The sequence below is a fragment of the Polynucleobacter sp. AP-Reno-20A-A9 genome, from assembly GCF_018882085.1.
Taxonomy (GTDB): Bacteria; Pseudomonadota; Gammaproteobacteria; order Burkholderiales; family Burkholderiaceae; genus Polynucleobacter.
Genome location: NZ_JACVPB010000003.1, coordinates 226113 through 244676, shown reverse-complemented (window position 1 = coordinate 244676; position 18564 = coordinate 226113). Strand labels below are relative to the sequence as shown.

Genomic DNA, 18564 nt, shown 5'->3' with positions numbered 1-18564 from the left:
GAAATCACTTTGTCGTCCTCTAGTCCGACAAATTTAGCGGAGCGTTACGTATTCTTGCAAGTAGAGCTTGCCCGCCTCGAGCATGCCTATTACGTTTTAGATAATCCACTTCTTCCTGATATTGAATACGACCGCCTCTATAGAGAGTTGATTGACATTGAGGCTGCTCATCCAGAATGGATTACTCCAGAATCCTTGTCTCAGCGGGTAGGTGGAACAGCATTAAAAGAGTTTGATTCGGTTACCCATGCGGTACCAATGCTTTCTTTAAATAATGCGTTTGAAGATGCTGAGCTGATTGCTTTTGATCGTCGTTGTCGCGAAGCCTTGCATACAGATCACGTAAGCTATGCCGGTGAACTCAAGTTTGATGGTCTAGCAATCTCACTTCGTTATGAAAACGGATCGCTGGTAACAGCAGCAACCCGGGGTGACGGTGCTAGTGGCGAGGATGTCACTGCCAACATTAAAACGATCCGTGCCATTCCACTCAAACTCACTGGAAAAAATATTCCGCAGGTCCTAGAAGTGCGCGGTGAAGTCTTTATGTACCTCAAAGACTTCGAGAAGATGAATCGACAAGCGGCAGAGTTGGGTGAGAAAGAATTCGCCAACCCTCGCAATGCTGCAGCAGGTAGTCTTCGTCAACTAGATTCTAAGATTACTGCTAAGCGACCTTTATCTTTCTTTGCTTATGGCTTAGGCGCCCTAGAGCCAGCCTCTTGGTTGCCTCAAACCCATGAAGAATTACTTAATACTTACGCTGAACTAGGCTTGCCGGTATGCTCGGAGCGTAGAGTGCTGCATTCTGTAGAGCAGATCTTGGCCTTCTATAACGAGATAGGTGCTAAACGGGATGCACTGCCATATGACATTGATGGTGTTGTCTACAAGGTAAATTCATTTGCTGAGCAAGCTAAGTTAGGTTTTGTATCAAGAGCCCCCAGATTTGCATTGGCACATAAGTACCCAGCGCAAGAAGCCCTCACTACTGTTTTGGGTATTGACGTCCAAGTAGGACGCACAGGAGCGATTACTCCAGTAGCCAGATTGGCGCCAGTAGAAGTAGGTGGTGTAACCGTTACTAATGCCACGCTACACAATGAAGATGAGGTGAGGCGCAAGGATGTGCGTGTAGGTGATACTGTTTCGGTAAGAAGAGCAGGCGATGTTATTCCAGAAGTGGTTTCAGTTATCAAGGATCGTCGTCCTGTAAATACCCAAGAGTTTCAAATGCCAACCCGTTGTCCTGTATGCGAATCTCATATTGAGCGCTTGGCAGATGAAGCGGTGGCTCGTTGTAGCGGTGGTCTTTTCTGTGGCGCGCAGCGCAAGCAGGCATTAATTCACTTTGCACATAGAAGAGCGCTGGATATTGAGGGTCTGGGCGAGAAGATAGTTGATCAGTTGGTAGATCACAATCTCGTTAGAACCCCGGCTGATCTCTACAGATTGGGCTTCACAGCACTAGCCAATCTAGAGCGTATGGGTGAGAAGTCTGCAGACAATCTCATTCAAGCAATTAACCATTCCAGAAATACCACCTTAGCTAGATTTATCTTTGCTTTGGGTATTCGTCATGTGGGTGAAACCACAGCCAAGGATCTAGCCAATCATTACCAATCGATGCATGCCTTAATGGATGCAAATCTCGAAGATCTACTCACGGTAAAAGATGTAGGCCCGGTTGTTGCAGACTCCATAACCAGCTTTATGCAAGAAGCGCACAACCGTGAAGTGATTGAGCAACTATTAGCATCGGGAATGCAGCTCTCCGTAGAAGAGAAAGTCATTAGCGCAGCTGTTGTAGGTAAAACATTTGTTCTGACGGGTACATTACCGACAATGACCCGTGATGAGGCTAAAGACCTCCTTGAAAAAGCGGGCGCAAAGGTTGCTGGATCAGTCTCCAAGAAAACAGATTATGTCGTTGCTGGTACTGATGCCGGTAGCAAGCTTACTAAAGCAGAAGAGCTAGGCGTTCCAGTGATTGATGAAGTGGCAATGATGGATTTATTGAAGTAGTCAATTTCCTACAAAAATATCAGGTAGTCATTTTTCCATCCTCTAGATAAGCTCGAAGCTTTGAAAGGGGAATATGAGTAGCAAGTTAACAGAAAAATCTCTAAATCATCACACTGGATCAAGTGATGACACAGTTTCTTCCGAGACTCAGGCAATCTTTCGCATTGCAATTATCGGCTCTGGTGCTGCAGCTGTTGCGACGCTATTTGGATTACTGGAGTATCTGCCTTCTAATTTCAATAAAAAATTACAAATAACTATTTTTGAGAAAAGTTTTGGTTTTGGTCCGGGCTATGCATATCAGTGTGATAGCAATGAGTTATTGATGAATATGACAAGTTCAACCACATCAATTTTTGCTCATCATGCAGCAGATTTTTGGGAGTGGACCTTTAAGGGTGGATGCGGGATCGGTAGCGATCATGTCATGTCTCGATCAGGGGTGGCTCCATACGGCTATATCTCTCGACAATTCTTTGGTTTGTATCTAAAAAGTCGTTTAGAGGACGCAATCCTTGCTCTTGAGGAGTTGGGTGTTGAGGTTATCTTGGTTAATCTAGAGGTGGTCGATATTACGGTGTTAGGTGGCACTAAATTCAATGTAATAGCCTCTGGAGGGCAGCCCAAAGAATTTGATTGTGTAATTTTATGCATAGGCAATAACTCCCCGCAGGACATCTTTAAGTTGGTTGGTAAGGGCCAATATATCAATAACCCTTATCCAGTAAACAATTATTTGAGGCTTATTGCAAAGACGGATAGCGTTGGCATTATTGGTGGCCAGCTTACTGCAGCTGATATCGCAGTTGTACTAGCCAACCAAGATCATCAAGGGCCAATCAATTTCTTTACAAGAGACTCAAATTTTCCATTGGCAAGATATCAACAGCAAAAATATGAGTTGAAATATTTGACTTTAGATAATCTTGAAATTTTAAAGAGTAAAAATAACAAAGGGATATCTGTGCGTCAGCTATTGAGGCTAGCAAGGAAGGAGTTTTTATGGGCGGGAATTACTTGGAATAAATTCTTTAGCCCCTCAAATATTGAATATAGCCGTTGGATCAAGTCCTTGTTAGGCGGGGATAGGGATTTCTCTTCTTGGCAAAATTTAGCAATCAAAACCGATGACGTTATCGGTGACTTTTGGAATGCGCTCTCCAGCTCAGAGAAAGACCTATTTATGAGTAAATTTCATCGATTATGGGCTGCTAAAAGAGTCCCTCTGCCCATGCATACTGCGCTCAAGCTACATTCTTTATTTCAGGCGGGGATTCTTACGCATTACCCGTGCTTAAGGATGATTAATGTTTCCGGAAGAAATAGGTTCACGGCCCTTGTTGGGGAATCTGGAGAATCTAAATCAAGTATCGAAGTTCATTGCGATTGGATAATTAATGCAACGGGTCCGGCTAAGGATGTTGGTGGTAGCACAGAGTTGCTGTTGATAAAAAACTTGCTTAAATCAGGGGTTATTGTCAAAAACCCACATGGTGGAATTATGTTGGATTATGAGACTTCAACTGTCAAAAGCGTAAGTCATCGGAGTCTTAATTATTTTTATGCAATAGGACAGCTTACTTCAGGAACGTACTATTTTGTAAGTTCGCTTGATATGGTCTCCATGAGAGCAAAAAATGTTGCTAGACACATAGTTGAGTCACTTGGGTTGCGACAAGACCAGAAAGAAATATATAAGAAAACTCAAGACGAGCCTTTATATGTCCCATAAAAGTAAATTTCTAATACCAATTCTTATGGCCTTGGTAATTTTGCCAATGATTGCTACAGATATCTATCTTCCAGTAATGCCTGCCATGGGCCTACAATTAGGTGCAATGAGCTCGGATATCACCAATACATTAACCTCATACATGCTTGGCTATTCTTTAAGTCTGCTGCTTGGGGGCATATTGGCCGATTTATATGGCCGTCGAATTATTTGTATCGCTGGTTTATCGATTTTTTGTGTTTCAAGTATTGGATGTTATTTAGCTTCAACGATTGAGCAATTAACTGCTTTTCGTTTTTTTCAGGCGCTCGGAGGGGGTTGTGGCACGCTAATTGCAAGGGTTATTGTTAGGGATGTATATGACCAGCAATCCCAGGTTGGGGTATTAAGTTACTTGGCTGCGGGAATGGTGATTTCTCCTATTTTTGGACCAGTCCTGGGGGCTTACATCGCAAATTACTTTGGCTGGCGATCAATATTTCTTGCATTGTCAGCTATATCTTTCTTGGTATTTATTTTTTTGTATGCTTTTATGAGAGAGAGTCTTGTGAATCGTGGGGATAGGGAATCTTTTTGGGTCAGGTCTGTTGTTTCCCAATACTATCGCCTGCTGGGGCATCGCGAATTTGTGTTTTATACCCTCGCAATTAGCCTTGCCTGGACGGTTTATTTTGCGTTTCTTTCTTCATCCCCAGTGCTAATTCAAGGTATTTACCAAGCCACCACTATTGAATACGGCTATATTTTTTCGGTAACAATTAGTGGCTTCATTTTTGGGACAATTTTTATTCGCTGGAAATTGGCGAGCTTAAATTTAAGACGCCTAGTTTTTTTGGCTGGAGCAATTATTTTTATCGCTACTTTAATTGTGTATACATTAGCTGCGCTTGAGATTAAGTCTCTTCATGTTCGGCTGATATTTGTCTTTTTTGCATTATTCGGTATTGGTATTATTTTTCCCGCCGCTCAAGCCGGTGTTACTAGACCCTTTAAAAATAATATTGGACTCATTTCCGGTCTTTTCTACTCAATTGAGATGTTCTTTGGCGCCGTTTGCGGGTATATCCTTTCTTCTATCGGCGATGTGACCTGGATTTCTACGTCACTAATAATGCTGGCTGCAGCTACTGGAATTGTTCTGCTTTGTATTTACGATAAGCAGCATGAGATTCGCACACAAATTATTGGCTTTAATCCCTTGGTTAAATAAATAACATGTTCAAGATTGAAGAGGATTTTCGCATTAAAACCATTTTGAATTCCGATAACCCTTTTTCAAGAAAAAATCAGGAGGGACATATTACCGCCAGTGGCTTGGTTATCAAAGATGACAAAGTTCTGTTGATCTTTCATCCATATATCAAGCGTTGGTTTCAACCTGGAGGCCATATTGAAGAGGGAGACTCCCCAATTGAAGCTGCCATTAGAGAGGTGTATGAGGAAACGGGATACTTCTGCGAGCTAGACTCTGATAATCAAGATCCCATTGATATTGATATTCATGAGATCCCTGAGAATCCCAAAAAAAGCGAGGGCGCCCATTTACATATTGATCTGCTCTATCGCTTGCGTGTCTTGCGACAAGAGAAATCTGTCGAAGATATTGAGTTTCAGTGGTTCTCTTTTGGCGACGTTGAAAGTATACGCATTCAACGCGCCTTAGATAAATTAGCTTAAGCCCCTAAAGCCTCAAGCAGTTCTGTTTCAAGCTGGATTTGGAGCTTTGGATTCTTACCCAGGTTTGCTGCATCCAGCAATAGAACGTCTTCCACTCTTTCACCCAATGTATTAATTCTGGCGGTATGAATGGATACCTGATGCTTCGCCAATACTCTAGAGATTGTGTAAAGCAAGCCAGTGCGGTCGCTCGCAGAGAGCGCAAGCGTGTAATAACGGCCACGATCATCTGGCACCATGTGAACGCGTGGTTGAATCGGGAAAGTGCGCGACTGTCTGGAAAGACGGCCCATGCTTGGGTTGGGAAGTGGCTCCGCATTCGTTAAAGCATCGGTCAACTCAAATTCAACGAGCTGGATAAGGTCGCGATAGCTGCCACCTTCATCTACCAAGTTGCTGCCGGAGATTTGGAAGGTATCTAGCGCATAGCCATGACGCGTCGTATGAATACGGGCATCCCAAATGGAGAAGCCATGTCTTTCAAAGTAAGCACAGATTCTGGCAAAGAGATCTTCCTGGTCTTTAACGTAAACAGCCACTTGTAAGCCTTCGCCAATTGGGGAGAGTCTTGCCCTCACAATCGGTTGATCACCATTAACTTTGTTATATAGATGGCGCGTAAGCCAAGCAATGTCAGATGAGTCTTGTCTTAAGAAGAAGGCGACATCTAGCTGCTTCCATAAATCTTCATAAGATTCATCATTGATACCGTACAGACGTAACTTGGCTTTAGATTCTTCTTGGTGTTGCGCTAATTCTGAGGAGGCATCTGGTTTTGCCCCACCCAATACCCTGAGTGTTGCGCGATACAGATCTTCTAAGAGCTTGCCTTTCCAGGCGTTCCAAACTTTAGGGCTGGTACCGCGAACATCTGCTACGGTTAATAAGTAGAGTGCAGTAAGGTGACGCTCATCACCCACTTTTTTGGCAAATGCCTTCACAACATCGGGGTCTGTGATGTCTTGTTTCTGAGCTGTTTGACTCATATTGAGGTGCTCGGCAACCAACCATACCAATAGCTCGGTATCTTTTTTATCCAGGCCATGATCTTTTGCAAACTTGCGCATGTCAGCTCTACCCAGCTGCGAGTGATCTCCGCCACGTCCTTTGGCGATGTCATGAAAGAGTGCGGCAATGACAAGTAACCAAGGTTTTTCAAAATGAGCGATGAGGCTGCTGCAGTATGGGAACTCATGGGTATGCTCAACCACCATGAAGCGGCGCACATTACGTAACACCATCAAGATATGTTGATCGACTGTATACACATGAAATAAATCATGTTGCATTTGTCCAACAATTTTACGGAAGGCTGGGAGGTAGCGACCTAGAACGCTACTGCGATTCATGAGATGGAAGGCACGACTTACGCCCTCAGGCTGCTTCAATATCTCAATAAAGAGTGCCCGGTTGATGGGGTCTTTGCGCCATTTGCTATCCATTGTTTGGCGAGCGTTATATAGAGCTCTAAAAATAGTTGCTGACAGGCTCTTCACATTTGATGTTTGGGCAAATACCAAGAAGGTTCTCAGAATCTGCTCTGGATGCTTTTGAAAGAGCTGTGGGTCAGTAATATCCAATACCCCTTGGCGTTCAATAAAATACTCGTTTCCTTCTCCGGGAATAGCAAGAATTGTCTTGGACTCTTGCGGAAAGAGGAGCGCCTCAATATTTTGTAAGAGAACGTCATTCAATTGGGTCACTGCTTTAGCTGCCCAGTAATAGCGACGCATGATGGCTTCGCTAGCTTGACGTGATGATTCCTCTTTAATTCCCATGGATGCTGCTAATGCTGCTTGCAAATCAAATGCAAGAACATCTTGCCTGCGCCCTGCTAATAAATGGAGATTGGCACGCAGGGTTTCCAAAAAACGTTGATTGCGTTTGAGCTCAGTGAGTTCGCGCTGTGTCACAAGGCCAGCTTCGTTGAGGTCCTTGAAGGTGTCGCCCAATAATGCGGCCTTACTAACCCAGGAGATGACCTGTAAGTCGCGTAAACCCCCAGGACTCTCTTTGCAATTAGGCTCTAAGGAGTAGGGGGTGTTCTGATACTTGTAGTGACGCTGAATCTGCTCTGCCTGTTTGGCCTGAAAGAAGGCTTTTGGATCCATTGCCGATTCGAACGCTTCGGCGAAATCTTTGAATAATTGTTTTTTACCGCAAATCAGTCTCGCCTCTAAGAGGGAGGTGCGCACGGTAATGTCTTGCTCAGATTCAGAGATGCATTCTGCAACATTTCTGACTGAGGAACCAATTTCTAATCCAGTATCCCAACAGCTGGCAACAAATTGCTCAACTTGCTTTGATAAGGCTCTGGCTTGACCTTCATCCGCTGGAAGCAGAATTAATATATCAATATCAGAGTAGGGAAATAGTGCACCTCTACCGAATCCGCCAACTGCGACTAAAGTGGCTTCATTATTTAAGCCACAGCTATTCCATAGATGGGAGAGTAGTTCATCGCTTAGCTTAGAAAGTTGCTTGGTTAACTTACCAACCGATTGTGTATTACGAAACTCAGCGTAAACAATTTCTCGTGCCGCACGCAGGCTAGCTGCATCAATAATAGTGCCGATTGCCTGCGACTTACTCATAGGCTTAAGCGCTTACTAATGCAGATCTAAATGAAAGGCCTTTAACGCAATCAGGAGGGGGATTGCTGCCTTCTGACCAAGTCAGCACCTCAACGCCAGTCGGAGTTACTAGAAGTGTATGTTCCCATTGGGCAGACAAGCTGCGATCTTTTGTTTTTACAGTCCACTGGTCAGGCATGGTGCGAATATCTCTTTTGCCTGCGTTGATCATTGGTTCAATCGTAAAGGTCATGCCGACTTCTAGTTTTTCGCCAGTACCCGGTTTGCCATAGTGAAGAATCTGTGGATCTTGGTGGAACACTTTGCCAATGCCGTGACCACAGTATTCGCGTACTACTGAGTAGCCTGCTTTTTCAGCATGAGTTTGAATCACATGACCGATGTCACCGAGTGATGCACCTGGTTTCACTTGAGCAATACCCAGCCACATGCATTCAAAAGTAATTTGTGTGAGACGTTTTGCCATGACGGAAACTTCACCCACCATGAACATACGGCTGGTGTCACCGTAGTAGCCATCAGGAGTAATCACTGTGATGTCGAGGTTCACAACATCACCAGTTTTGAGAACTTTGTCTCCCGGGATTCCATGGCAAATCACATCATTTACGGAAGTGCAAATCGATGCTGGAAAAGGTGGGTAGCCAGGTGGCTGATAGTTCAGTGGAGCTGGAATGGTTTTTTGGACATCGCGCATATATTCATGGCAAATCCGATCCAGCTCTCCAGTGGTAACCCCAGCCTTGACGTGAGGGGCTACATGATCAATCACTTCGCTAGCTAAGCGGCCAGCTTCTCGCATCCCAAGGATGTCTTTTTCTGCGGTAAATACACTATTCATGCCTTGATTATCAACGACTTGGATAGTTTTAGCTTGGTCAATTTGCCTAAAATTTAGGCAAATATCCCATTTTTGGGGCTTCTGGAGGTCATTTTGAGGGCAAGCCCCCTTTTATGCTTGGGGGTGAGGGTGGCTAGAGCATTGATATTTAAGCTATAATTTCGTTTCCAGGTCTATTTTGGACTTGAAATCGCGAGTTGAGCCTTCCAGGGTGGCGTTTTTTAGCGCAGCTAGGACTCAACTTTAGAAACAACCCTTAGGAGAAGTTATGTCAGTAACTATGCGTCAAATGCTGGAAGCCGGTTGCCATTTTGGTCACCAAACTCGCTTCTGGTCCCCAAAGATGGCCCCATTTATTTTCGGTCATCGCAACAAAATCCACATCATCAACTTGGAAAAAACATTGCCAATGTTTCAGGACGCCCTGAAATTTGCAAAACAAGTTGCTGCTAATCGTGGCACGATTTTATTTGTTGGTACTAAGCGTCAATCACGCGAGATCATTGCTGAAGAAGCTGCTCGTGCTGGTATGCCTTATATCGACAGCCGTTGGTTGGGTGGCACACTTACCAATTTCAAAACTGTTAAAGGTTCCCTTAAGCGTTTGAAAGACATGGCAGTTGCTAAAGAAGCTGGCGACTGGGAAAAGCTTTCTAAGAAAGAAGCTTTGACTAATGACCGTGATCTCGACAAATTGCAAAAAGCACTTGGCGGTATTCAAGATTTGAATGGCGTTCCTGATGCTATTTTTGTAGTGGACGTTGGCTATCACAAGATTGCCATTACTGAAGCTAACAAGCTTGGTATTCCAGTAATCGCTGTTGTAGATACCAACCACTCACCAGAAGGTGTTGATTACATCATCCCTGGTAACGACGACTCCAGCAAAGCTGTTCTCCTTTATGCACGTGGCATTGCTGACGCAATCCTCGAAGGCAAAGCTAGCTCTGTTCAAGAAATCTTGACAGCAGTTAAAGAGGGCGAAGAAGAGTTTGTTGAAGAAGGGAAAGCTGAATAATGGCCGCTATTACCGCTGCAATGGTTGGCGAGTTACGCGCCAAAACTGATGCTCCGATGATGGAGTGCAAAAAGGCTTTGACTGAGGCTGATGGTGATATGGCTCGTGCAGAAGAAATTCTGCGTGTAAAGCTGGGTAGCAAAGCTGGTAAAGCAGCTTCTCGTGTAACAGCTGAAGGTATCGTTGCTACTTCTATCAATGGCACTACTGGTGCTTTGTTAGAAGTGAACTGCGAAACCGATTTCGTTTCTAAGAACGACGACTTCCTGGCATTTGTTAATGACTGCGTGAAGTTGGTTGCTGAGCAGAATCCGGCTGATGTTGCTGCATTGTTAGCATTGCCATTGAACGGTCAAACTGTTGATGAAGTTCGTAGCGCATTGATCGGTAAGATCGGTGAGAACATCATGCCGCGTCGCTTCAAGCGTTTTGCTGGTAGCAACAAGTTAGTTTCTTACCTCCATGGCACCCGTATTGGTGTAATGGTTGAGTTCGAAGGTGATGAAACTGCTGCTAAAGACGTTGCAATGCACATTGCTGCAATGAAGCCAGTGGCCTTGTCGATGGCTGACGTTCCTGCTGAAGCAATTGCGGTTGAGCGTAGCGTTGCCGTTCAAAAGGCTGCTGAATCTGGCAAACCACCGGAAATCGTTGAAAAGATGGTTGAAGGTTCTATTCAGAAGTACCTCAAAGAGGTTTCTTTGTTGAACCAGACTTTCGTTAAAAACGACAAGCAATCTGTAGAGCAAATGCTCAAGGCTGCAAATACAACAATCAAGGGTTTCACCATGTTTGTTGTAGGTGAGGGCATTGAGAAGCGTCAAGATGACTTTGCGGCTGAAGTAGCTGCACAGGTAGCTGCCGCTTCTAAAGCAACAGCTTAATAGGCTAGTTTGGGGCTTTCCCCGCTGGTTAGTAATACCCAAAAGGGCATAGAAACCTCAGTTTCTGTGCCCTTTTCTTTGATCCCTCCCAAGCCCTTTATAATTTGGCAGAGATATTAAAAAGTGCTTAAAGATCAATAAGCTAAGTAAGTTAATTACTTAGCAAATTACGGAAAATAAAAAACATGCCAGCCTACAAACGAGTCCTCCTAAAACTATCTGGTGAAGCCCTTATGGGTGATGATGCTTTTGGCATCAATCCAGTCACTATCGATTCCATGGTTAAGGAAATCGCCGCTATTGTGAATATCGGAGTGGAGTTAGCGATTGTGATTGGCGGCGGAAACATCTTCCGCGGTGTTGCGGGTGGCGCAGCTGGCATGGATCGTGCAACTGCCGACTACATGGGTATGTTGGCAACCATGATGAATTCCCTGGCCTTGCAAGACGCATTGCGTCAAAAGGGTGTTGAAGCGCGCGTGCAATCTGCACTCCGTATGGACCAAGTGGTTGAGCCCTACATTCGTCCTCGCGCAATTCGCGCGATGGGTGAGGGCAAAGTCGTTATTTTCGCAGCCGGTACGGGCAATCCATTCTTCACTACTGATACTGCTGCAGCTCTGCGTGGGGCTGAGATGGGTGTTGAGATCATGCTCAAAGCAACTAAGGTCGATGGTATTTATAGCGCCGATCCAGTAAAAGATCCAACTGCCACTTTATACAAAACCATTACGTTTGACGAAGCGTTAATCAAGAATCTACAAGTCATGGATGCAACTGCATTCGCATTGTGCCGTGATCGCAAATTACCAATCAAAGTATTTTCAATTCTCAAGCCAGGCGCATTAATGCGTGTAGTGCAAGGTGAACCTGAAGGTACTCTAGTACACGTTTAATAGGAGGCCTGATGTCTGCAGCAGAAATTAAAACTAATACCGATCAAAAGATGCAAAAGTCTCTTGAGGCTTTGAAGACCAATTTAGCCAAGATTCGCTCTGGCCGTGCTAACCCAGGAATTCTGGAGCACATTCAGGTGGATTACTACGGTAATCCCACTCCATTAAGTCAGGTTGCCAGCCTAGGCTTAGCGGATGCGCGCACCATTAACGTTCAACCATTTGAAAAGACGATGGTTGCAGTTATTGAAAAAGCGATTCGTGATTCTGATTTAGGTTTAAACCCAGCATCTCAGGGCACGGTAATCCGTGTACCAATGCCTGCTTTGACTGAAGAGCGCCGCCGCGACCTCACGAAGGTTGTTAAGAATGAGGGTGAAGAAACTAAGATTGCTGTTCGTAACTTGCGTCGCGATGCGAATGAGCATTTAAAGCGCCTCACTAAGGATAAAGAAATTTCCGAGGATGAAGAGCGTCGCGCTACTGATGAAATTCAGAAGATGACGGATAAAGCAGTGATCGATGTCGACAAGATTATTTCTGAAAAAGAAAAAGAGATCATGACGGTTTAAAACCGCCTTGAATTTTTAGCCTCTCATGACTCAACACTCTAGTTCAACCCTAGCCATCCCGGAGGTAAGTGCTATACCTCGCCATGTGGCGATTATCATGGATGGTAATGGGCGTTGGGCTAGTAAGCGCATGATGCCTCGTGTTGCGGGGCATTCAGAAGGTTTAAGCGCGGTACGAAAAATCGTTGAAGAATGCCGTAAGCTTGGTGTTGAATACCTCACCGTATTTGCCTTTAGTTCAGAGAACTGGCGTCGCCCACCAGAAGAGGTGGGTTTCTTGATGAAGTTATTTCTGAAATCGCTAAAAGGCGAAGTTTCTCGCCTGGCTGAAAATGATATTGCTTTGCGATTGATTGGCGACTTGAGCCGTTTTGATTCTGCTATCCAGGAGATGGTTCAATTCTCCGAGCAAAAGACTGCTGGCTGCAAAGGTTTAACTTTTACGATCGCCGCTAACTATGGTGGTCGCTGGGATATCTTGCAGGCAATGCGTCAATGTATAGCTACTAATCCCAACTTGAAGCCAGAACAGGTTACTGAAGAATTGCTTCAGCCCCATCTTTCGATGGCTTACGCGCCAGAGCCAGATTTGTTTATTCGTACTGGTGGTGAGCAGCGTGTCAGCAATTTCTTATTATGGCAACTGGCATACACCGAGTTGTATTTCACAGATGTTTTGTGGCCTGACTTTGATGAGAAAGAATTGCATAAGGCATTCGACTGGTTTAGCCAGCGCGAGCGCCGTTTTGGTCGTACCAGTGCTCAGCTTGCATCTCAAGCAATGAGCGATGCAGTGTGACACTGCTAATTTCTAAGTTCAATTCCCCATGTTAAAAACCCGAGTCATTACCGCCCTTGTTCTATTGGCGGTATTGCTGCCTATTCTATTTTTGCTGCCTGCAATGTATATAGGCGCATTCTTTTTGGTGGCCTTAATGGCCGCAGCTTGGGAATGGAGTCACTTACTAGCGCCTGAGGCGGCGCGCGCTGCTTGGTTGTACGCTTTATTTTGCTTAGCTATTATTTTGTTTTTGCTGGGTATGCAAAATTCTTCCTGGCAATTTGCCTTATTGCTTCTTGCTGTCATTTTCTGGTTCTTTATTGCGCCATTTATTTTGGCCAAAGGAATGAACCTTTCGCTGGAAAAACTGCGACCTTTTTATGTGGTGCTTGGCTTAATTTTGTTGCCAGCCACTTGGTTTGCATTAGTGTTCTTGCGCGAGTTAGGTCTGATCTTTTTGCTCAGCAGTATGGCTCTCGTATGGGTTGCCGATATTGGTGCTTACTTTATTGGTAAAGCGTTTGGCAAACACAAGCTTGCTGTGCAAATCAGCCCGGGAAAATCAATTGAGGGCGCCATCGGTGGCTTAGTACTTTGTTATGTATATGCATTCTTATGTGTTTACTTTTTACCCTTTGAATCAACTTTGTTTGGCGCATGGGCTATCCGTTTTGGTTGGGTTCCAATGTTCCTGATGGTGACGGTATTAACAGCCTTCAGTATTTTTGGGGACTTATTTGAGTCTCAGTTGAAGCGTTTAGCTGGTGTCAAAGATTCAAGCCATTTATTACCAGGGCATGGCGGAGTGTTGGATCGGGTGGATGCCTTGATTCCGGCAATGCCAATTGCAGCACTCTTAGCGGGATTTGTGTAATGTCGGTCAAGCAGGTTGCGATCCTAGGCTCAACTGGCTCCATTGGCGTTAACACGCTCGATGTGATTCGTTCCCACCCAGATCGCTTTAAGGTAGTCGCACTTACCGCAGCAAAGCAGGTAGATTTACTCGCTGAGCAGTGTGCTGAATTTAAGCCAGCCATTGCGGTAGTGGCGGATGCTGATGGCGCTGCTCGCTTAAGCAAGGTTTTGCTAGAGAAAAGAATCAATACGCAGGTCTTGTATGGACCGCAAGCTTTAGTCAGCGCCGTTACTGAATCCAACTGCGATACTGTTATGGCGGCCATTGTGGGCGCCGCAGGATTGGTGCCCGCCTTAGCTGCTGCAAAAGCCGGCAAAAGAGTGTTGCTCGCAAATAAAGAAGCCTTGGTGATGTCTGGCGATTTATTTATGCAGGCGATGAAGATGGGTGGCGGTGAGTTGCTACCAATCGATAGTGAGCACAATGCCATCTTTCAATGTCTGCCCAGTCAATTTTCTAAAGCTCCCAATCCTGGTCTAGGGGTTGAAGAGTTGTGGTTGACTGCTTCAGGCGGACCATTCAGAAAGACACCGCTTGATCAATTGGCTGGCATTACTCCTGAACAAGCCTGCGCACATCCTAACTGGGTGATGGGCAGAAAAATTTCAGTTGATTCTGCGACGATGATGAACAAAGGTCTTGAAGTAATTGAGGCGTTTTGGTTATTTGGTTTGCCATTAGAAAAAATTAAAGTATTAATACATCCGCAAAGCGTTGTGCATTCTATGGTTCGTTATCGTGACGGTTCTGTGCTTGCTCAATTAGGTCAGCCTGATATGCGAACTCCTATTGCTTACGGCCTGGCCTGGCCGGAGCGTATTGAGGCGGGTGTGGCTCCACTCAGTTTGACGCAGTTAGCGAATTTAAGTTTTACTGATCCAGAGCTAGAGCGTTTCCCGTGTCTTTCTTTGGCATTTGCTGCCGCTAAAACTGGTGGTACTGCACCAGCAGTTCTGAATGCTGCCAATGAAATTGCGGTAGCAGCATTCCTAGATGATGGCTTGCCGTATTTGCAAATTCCGCGTGTGGTAGAGAGTGTGTTGAACGCCATTTCTTCCGTCAATGCAGACTCACTAGAATTGATTTTGGATGTGGATGCTCGCGCTCGTCAAGCGGCGCAAGATGTCGTTAAGGAAATTCTTTGCAGGCATTGATTACTCTTGCGGCTTTTTTGTTAACCCTGGGTGTGTTGGTTAGCTTCCATGAGTTCGGACATTTTTTTGCTGCTCGCTGTTGTGGAGTTCGAGTTCTTCGCTTCGCAATTGGCTTTGGTAAACCGTTATTGACCTATCGTGCCAAAAATAAAACAGAGTGGGTATTGGCTGCAATTCCATTGGGCGGTTATGTCAAATTGCTCGATGGTCGAGACCGTCAGCAAATGATTGCTCCGGCTGATGAGTCTGAAGCATTTGATAAAAAACCGTTATGGCAGAGATCATTGATTGTGGCTGCGGGCCCATTAGCCAATTTCTTTCTAGCGATTGTCTTTTTTGCCCTGATCTATATTTCCGGCGCCCCGCAATTGCCTGCCGTCTTACAAAATCCTCCTGAAAACTCTGTTGCTGCCAAGCTGGGGCTAATGGAAGGTGATCGGGTGATTGGTTGGCAAAATTTGGGTTCTGAGGAGGGTGGGGCGTCCCTTTCTGGGGATTTTGACCCTGTCCCGAGCTGGAATGCCTTGCGTTGGAACTTGATGGATGCGCTCACTGGAGGAGACGGATTCGCTCTAGAGCTAGAAACATCTACTGGTGGAAGCTCAATAAAATCCTTTAATGCCAAAGATTTACCCAAAATTAGCCCTAAACAGGATCCGATATTGGCTCTCGGCATTCTGCCTGCATTAACACCCTTGGCAAAGTGGCATGACCTGAAATTAGGGCCAGTAGATGCGCTCATTTTTGCCTCAAAGAGGGTCTGGGTAATTACGAAGGTTTCTGCAAGGCTAATGGCTGGATTGTTTACCGGAAATACCTCCTTAAAACAACTGGGTGGACCCCTCAGCATTGCAGACATGGCAGGTAAATCCGCTCAGGTAGGGTGGCAGCCATTTTTAGCCTTTTTGGCACTTATGAGTATTAGCATTGGTTTGCTAAATTTGCTCCCTTTTCCGATGCTTGATGGGGGTCAGCTACTGTATGATGCATGGGAGTTGGTCGCCGGTAAGCGGATTTCGACATCAATGCAGGAGCGGCTCCAAAAAGTGGGCTTTATTTTGCTGATTTCTATGTCACTACTGGCCTTGTTTAACGATTTACAACGCTATATTTCGCCTTGAATCCTCTGACACATTCTTTCCGTATTTTTGCCCGCTTCATTGCCCATATCTTGGTATTTTCTGCGCTTGGGTTGAGTTTGAATGCTTCTGCGGCCGAGTCATTTGTGGTGAAAGATATTCGTGTTGAAGGCTTGCAGCGTGTAGAGCCTGGAACGGTATTTAGTTATTTGCCCGTTCAGGTAGGCGACACTTTTACTGAAGAAAAAGGCGCGGAATCGATTAAGGCCTTGTATAGCACTGGGTTTTTTAGGGACGTGCAAATTCAAGAGCAGGGCAACGTTCTGATTGTGATCGTAGAAGAGCGCCCCACGATTTCTCGTATTGAATTTACAGGGATGAAAGAGTTTGATCCCGAGATCGTGCGTAAGTCTTTAAAGACGGTTGGCGTTGCGGAAGCGCGTTTTTACGACAAGGCACTTATTGACAAAGCAGAACAAGAATTAAAGCGCCAATACGTTGGTAAAGGTATGTATGCAGCGGAAGTTGTTGCTACAGTTACCCCAGTTGAGCGCAATCAGGTAGCTGTTTATTTCAATATTGACGAAGGCCCTGTTGCCAAAATTCAAGAGATTAATTTCATTGGTAACGAAGTATTCAGTGAGAGCACTTTAAAAAGCGAGATGCAGTTAAAAACTGGCGGTTGGTTATCTTGGTACAGTAAAGATAATCTTTATTCCAAGCAAAAGTTAACTGCCGACTTGGAGTCCATTCGATCCTATTACCTCAATCGTGGCTATCTCGAATTTGTAATTGAGTCTACTCAGGTATCGATTACTCCGGATAAAAAAGGCATCTACCTGACCATCAGTATTCGCGAAGGTAAAAAATTCACCGTTAAGGATGTACGTTTAGCGGGCGAAACTTTAGGTAAAGAAGCCGAGCTGATGCAGTTGATTGTTTTAAAGCCTGGCGACACCTTCTCATCAGCTAAATTAACCGAGAGCACCAAGGCAATTGCTGAAATCTTAGGTTCTTATGGTTACGCATTTGCAACCATTAACCCTCAGCCAGATATCCGTCGCGACGTAGCTGAGGTAGACCTAACCTTGGTTGTAGATCCTGGACGTCGTATTTATGTTCGCCAAGTAGCGATTTCTGGAAATGCTAGAACGCGCGATATGGTGATTCGTCGTGAAATTCGTCAGTTTGAAAGCTCTTGGTTTGATAGCGACAAGATCGATTTATCCAAAAAGCGTTTAGGTCGTTTGGGCTACTTTACTGAAAGCGATATCACTACTGAAGATGTCCCTGGATCCCCTGACCAGGTGGATGTCAATGTCAAAGTCACTGAGAAGCCAACAGGAGCAATTACCGTCGGTGCAGGTTTCTCCTCAACTGAGAAGTTGATTTTGTCGGCCGGTGTTAATCAAGATAACGCGTTTGGCACTGGTACTGCGATTGGCTTGAATGCATCGCTAGGTAAGATTACCCAGAATCTAACGCTCTCAAATTACGACCCGTATTTTACGGAAGATGGAATTAGTCGTTATACCGATCTGTACTATCGTTCATCCAAGCCTTTGTACTACGCTGGCGATCCTGATTATCAAATTAAGTCAGTTGGTTCCAACATTAAGTTTGGCGTTCCGTACACCGAGGTTGACCGCGTGTTCTTCGGAACGGGTATTGAGGTATTTAGTATTTATGCCACCACTAATACGCCGATCCCTTATCAGAATTATGTAACCAGCTATGGTGGGACAGTGCCAGGCCGCTTGCAGACTTATAACGTGCCGTTAACCGTGGGTTGGGCGCGTGATGGTCGTGATAGCACGTTGATTCCTTCCGATGGTTCATTGCAGCAGTTATCTGCTGAAGTGGGCACTCCGGTCGGCGACCTCACTTTTTACCGTCTTTATGGCCAATACCAGAAGTATCACTCCTTCTCGAAGGGCAATATCTTGTCCTTTAACGGTGAAGTTGGCTACGGTGAGGCTTATGGCACAAAACCATTCCCAATTACTAAAAACTACTATGTTGGCGGCATTGGATCCGTTCGCGGCTATGCTCCTGGATCTTTAGGGCCCCAGTACTACAACACCCAGATTGGCGCCTTTCAGCCAACTGGCGGTCAATCTAAAATTGTTTCCAACGTGGAATATACCTTCCCCGTTCCAGGATCTGGCGTTGACAAGACCTTGCGTCTATTTACCTTCGTAGACGGTGGTAATGCCTTTGGGGAAAACATCAACCTGGTTCTGCGATATTCCTATGGATTGGGTTTATCATGGATATCACCGCTAGGGCCTCTGAAATTCAGCTACGGTATTCCGTACAAGTCACAACCAACGGACAATATCCAGCGTTTGCAGTTCCAAGTGGGTACAGCGTTTTAATTGTTTAAGGAAAGTTT

The 18564-nt window shown here is 45.1% G+C and carries 15 protein-coding genes; 13 read left to right on the top strand and 2 right to left on the bottom strand.

Features of this window, described 5'->3' with window-relative positions:
* The first annotated feature begins 9 nt into the window (after positions 1–9).
* From ligA to ICN39_RS04485, 4 genes are all read left to right on the top strand, one after another.
* A complete protein-coding gene (ligA, locus tag ICN39_RS04500) occupies positions 10–2025 on the top strand; it encodes an NAD-dependent DNA ligase LigA (RefSeq protein ID WP_216232884.1) in 2016 nt (671 codons plus the stop codon).
* Positions 2026–2098: 73 nt separating this feature from the next.
* Positions 2099–3757 carry an FAD/NAD(P)-binding protein gene (locus ICN39_RS04495; protein WP_216232883.1) on the top strand — a complete coding sequence of 553 codons (1659 nt, stop codon included), beginning with the start codon at positions 2099–2101 and terminating at the stop codon, positions 3755–3757.
* Entirely contained in the window at positions 3747–4967 is a 1221-nt protein-coding gene (locus ICN39_RS04490) for a multidrug effflux MFS transporter (RefSeq protein WP_255532293.1), read from the top strand. Before ICN39_RS04495 ends, ICN39_RS04490 begins: the two co-directional genes overlap by 11 nt.
* A 5-nt stretch (positions 4968–4972) precedes the next feature.
* Positions 4973–5434: an NUDIX hydrolase gene (locus tag ICN39_RS04485; protein WP_216232881.1), complete on the top strand. Its 462-nt coding sequence runs from the start codon at positions 4973–4975 to the stop codon at positions 5432–5434.
* Here ICN39_RS04485 and ICN39_RS04480 read toward each other — a convergent pair.
* Together ICN39_RS04480 and map are read right to left on the bottom strand one after the other, a co-directional pair.
* Entirely contained in the window at positions 5431–8028 is a 2598-nt protein-coding gene (locus tag ICN39_RS04480; protein ID WP_216232880.1) for a [protein-PII] uridylyltransferase, read from the bottom strand. The two genes, ICN39_RS04485 and ICN39_RS04480, sit on opposite strands and share 4 nt — an antisense overlap.
* Before the next feature lie 4 nt (positions 8029–8032).
* Complete coding sequence (map, locus tag ICN39_RS04475; RefSeq protein WP_216232924.1) at positions 8033–8932, bottom strand: type I methionyl aminopeptidase; 900 nt, start codon at positions 8930–8932, stop codon at positions 8033–8035.
* Between the two features lie 205 nt (positions 8933–9137).
* Between map and rpsB the strand changes: the two genes are divergently transcribed.
* The 9 genes from rpsB (at position 9138) to bamA (ending at position 18547) form a co-directional block, all read left to right on the top strand.
* The gene (gene rpsB / locus ICN39_RS04470) at positions 9138–9887 is read left to right on the top strand and encodes a 30S ribosomal protein S2 (RefSeq protein WP_216232879.1); all 750 of its coding nucleotides are present in this window, start codon (positions 9138–9140) and stop codon (positions 9885–9887) included.
* The gene (gene tsf / locus ICN39_RS04465; RefSeq protein WP_216232878.1) at positions 9887–10771 is read left to right on the top strand and encodes a translation elongation factor Ts; all 885 of its coding nucleotides are present in this window, start codon (positions 9887–9889) and stop codon (positions 10769–10771) included. The genes rpsB and tsf overlap by 1 nt, the downstream gene beginning before the upstream one ends.
* A 185-nt stretch (positions 10772–10956) precedes the next feature.
* The gene (pyrH, locus tag ICN39_RS04460) at positions 10957–11667 is read left to right on the top strand and encodes a UMP kinase (protein ID WP_072583036.1); all 711 of its coding nucleotides are present in this window, start codon (positions 10957–10959) and stop codon (positions 11665–11667) included.
* An 11-nt stretch (positions 11668–11678) separates the two neighbouring features.
* A complete protein-coding gene (frr, locus tag ICN39_RS04455) occupies positions 11679–12239 on the top strand; it encodes a ribosome recycling factor (protein WP_216232877.1) in 561 nt (186 codons plus the stop codon).
* A 25-nt stretch (positions 12240–12264) separates the two neighbouring features.
* The gene (locus ICN39_RS04450) at positions 12265–13038 is read left to right on the top strand and encodes an isoprenyl transferase (protein ID WP_216232876.1); all 774 of its coding nucleotides are present in this window, start codon (positions 12265–12267) and stop codon (positions 13036–13038) included.
* A 28-nt stretch (positions 13039–13066) separates the two neighbouring features.
* Complete coding sequence (locus ICN39_RS04445; protein WP_216232875.1) at positions 13067–13894, top strand: phosphatidate cytidylyltransferase; 828 nt, start codon at positions 13067–13069, stop codon at positions 13892–13894.
* Positions 13894–15090, top strand: coding sequence for a 1-deoxy-D-xylulose-5-phosphate reductoisomerase (ispC, locus tag ICN39_RS04440; protein ID WP_216232874.1), 1197 nt, complete (start codon positions 13894–13896; stop codon positions 15088–15090). The genes ICN39_RS04445 and ispC overlap by 1 nt, the downstream gene beginning before the upstream one ends.
* Positions 15078–16211 (top strand): RIP metalloprotease, encoded by a 1134-nt coding sequence (locus ICN39_RS04435; protein WP_216232873.1) that lies wholly within the window; start codon positions 15078–15080, stop codon positions 16209–16211. Before ispC ends, ICN39_RS04435 begins: the two co-directional genes overlap by 13 nt.
* A complete protein-coding gene (gene bamA / locus ICN39_RS04430; protein ID WP_370623675.1) occupies positions 16208–18547 on the top strand; it encodes an outer membrane protein assembly factor BamA in 2340 nt (779 codons plus the stop codon). Before ICN39_RS04435 ends, bamA begins: the two co-directional genes overlap by 4 nt.
* Positions 18548–18564 lie beyond the last annotated feature (17 nt).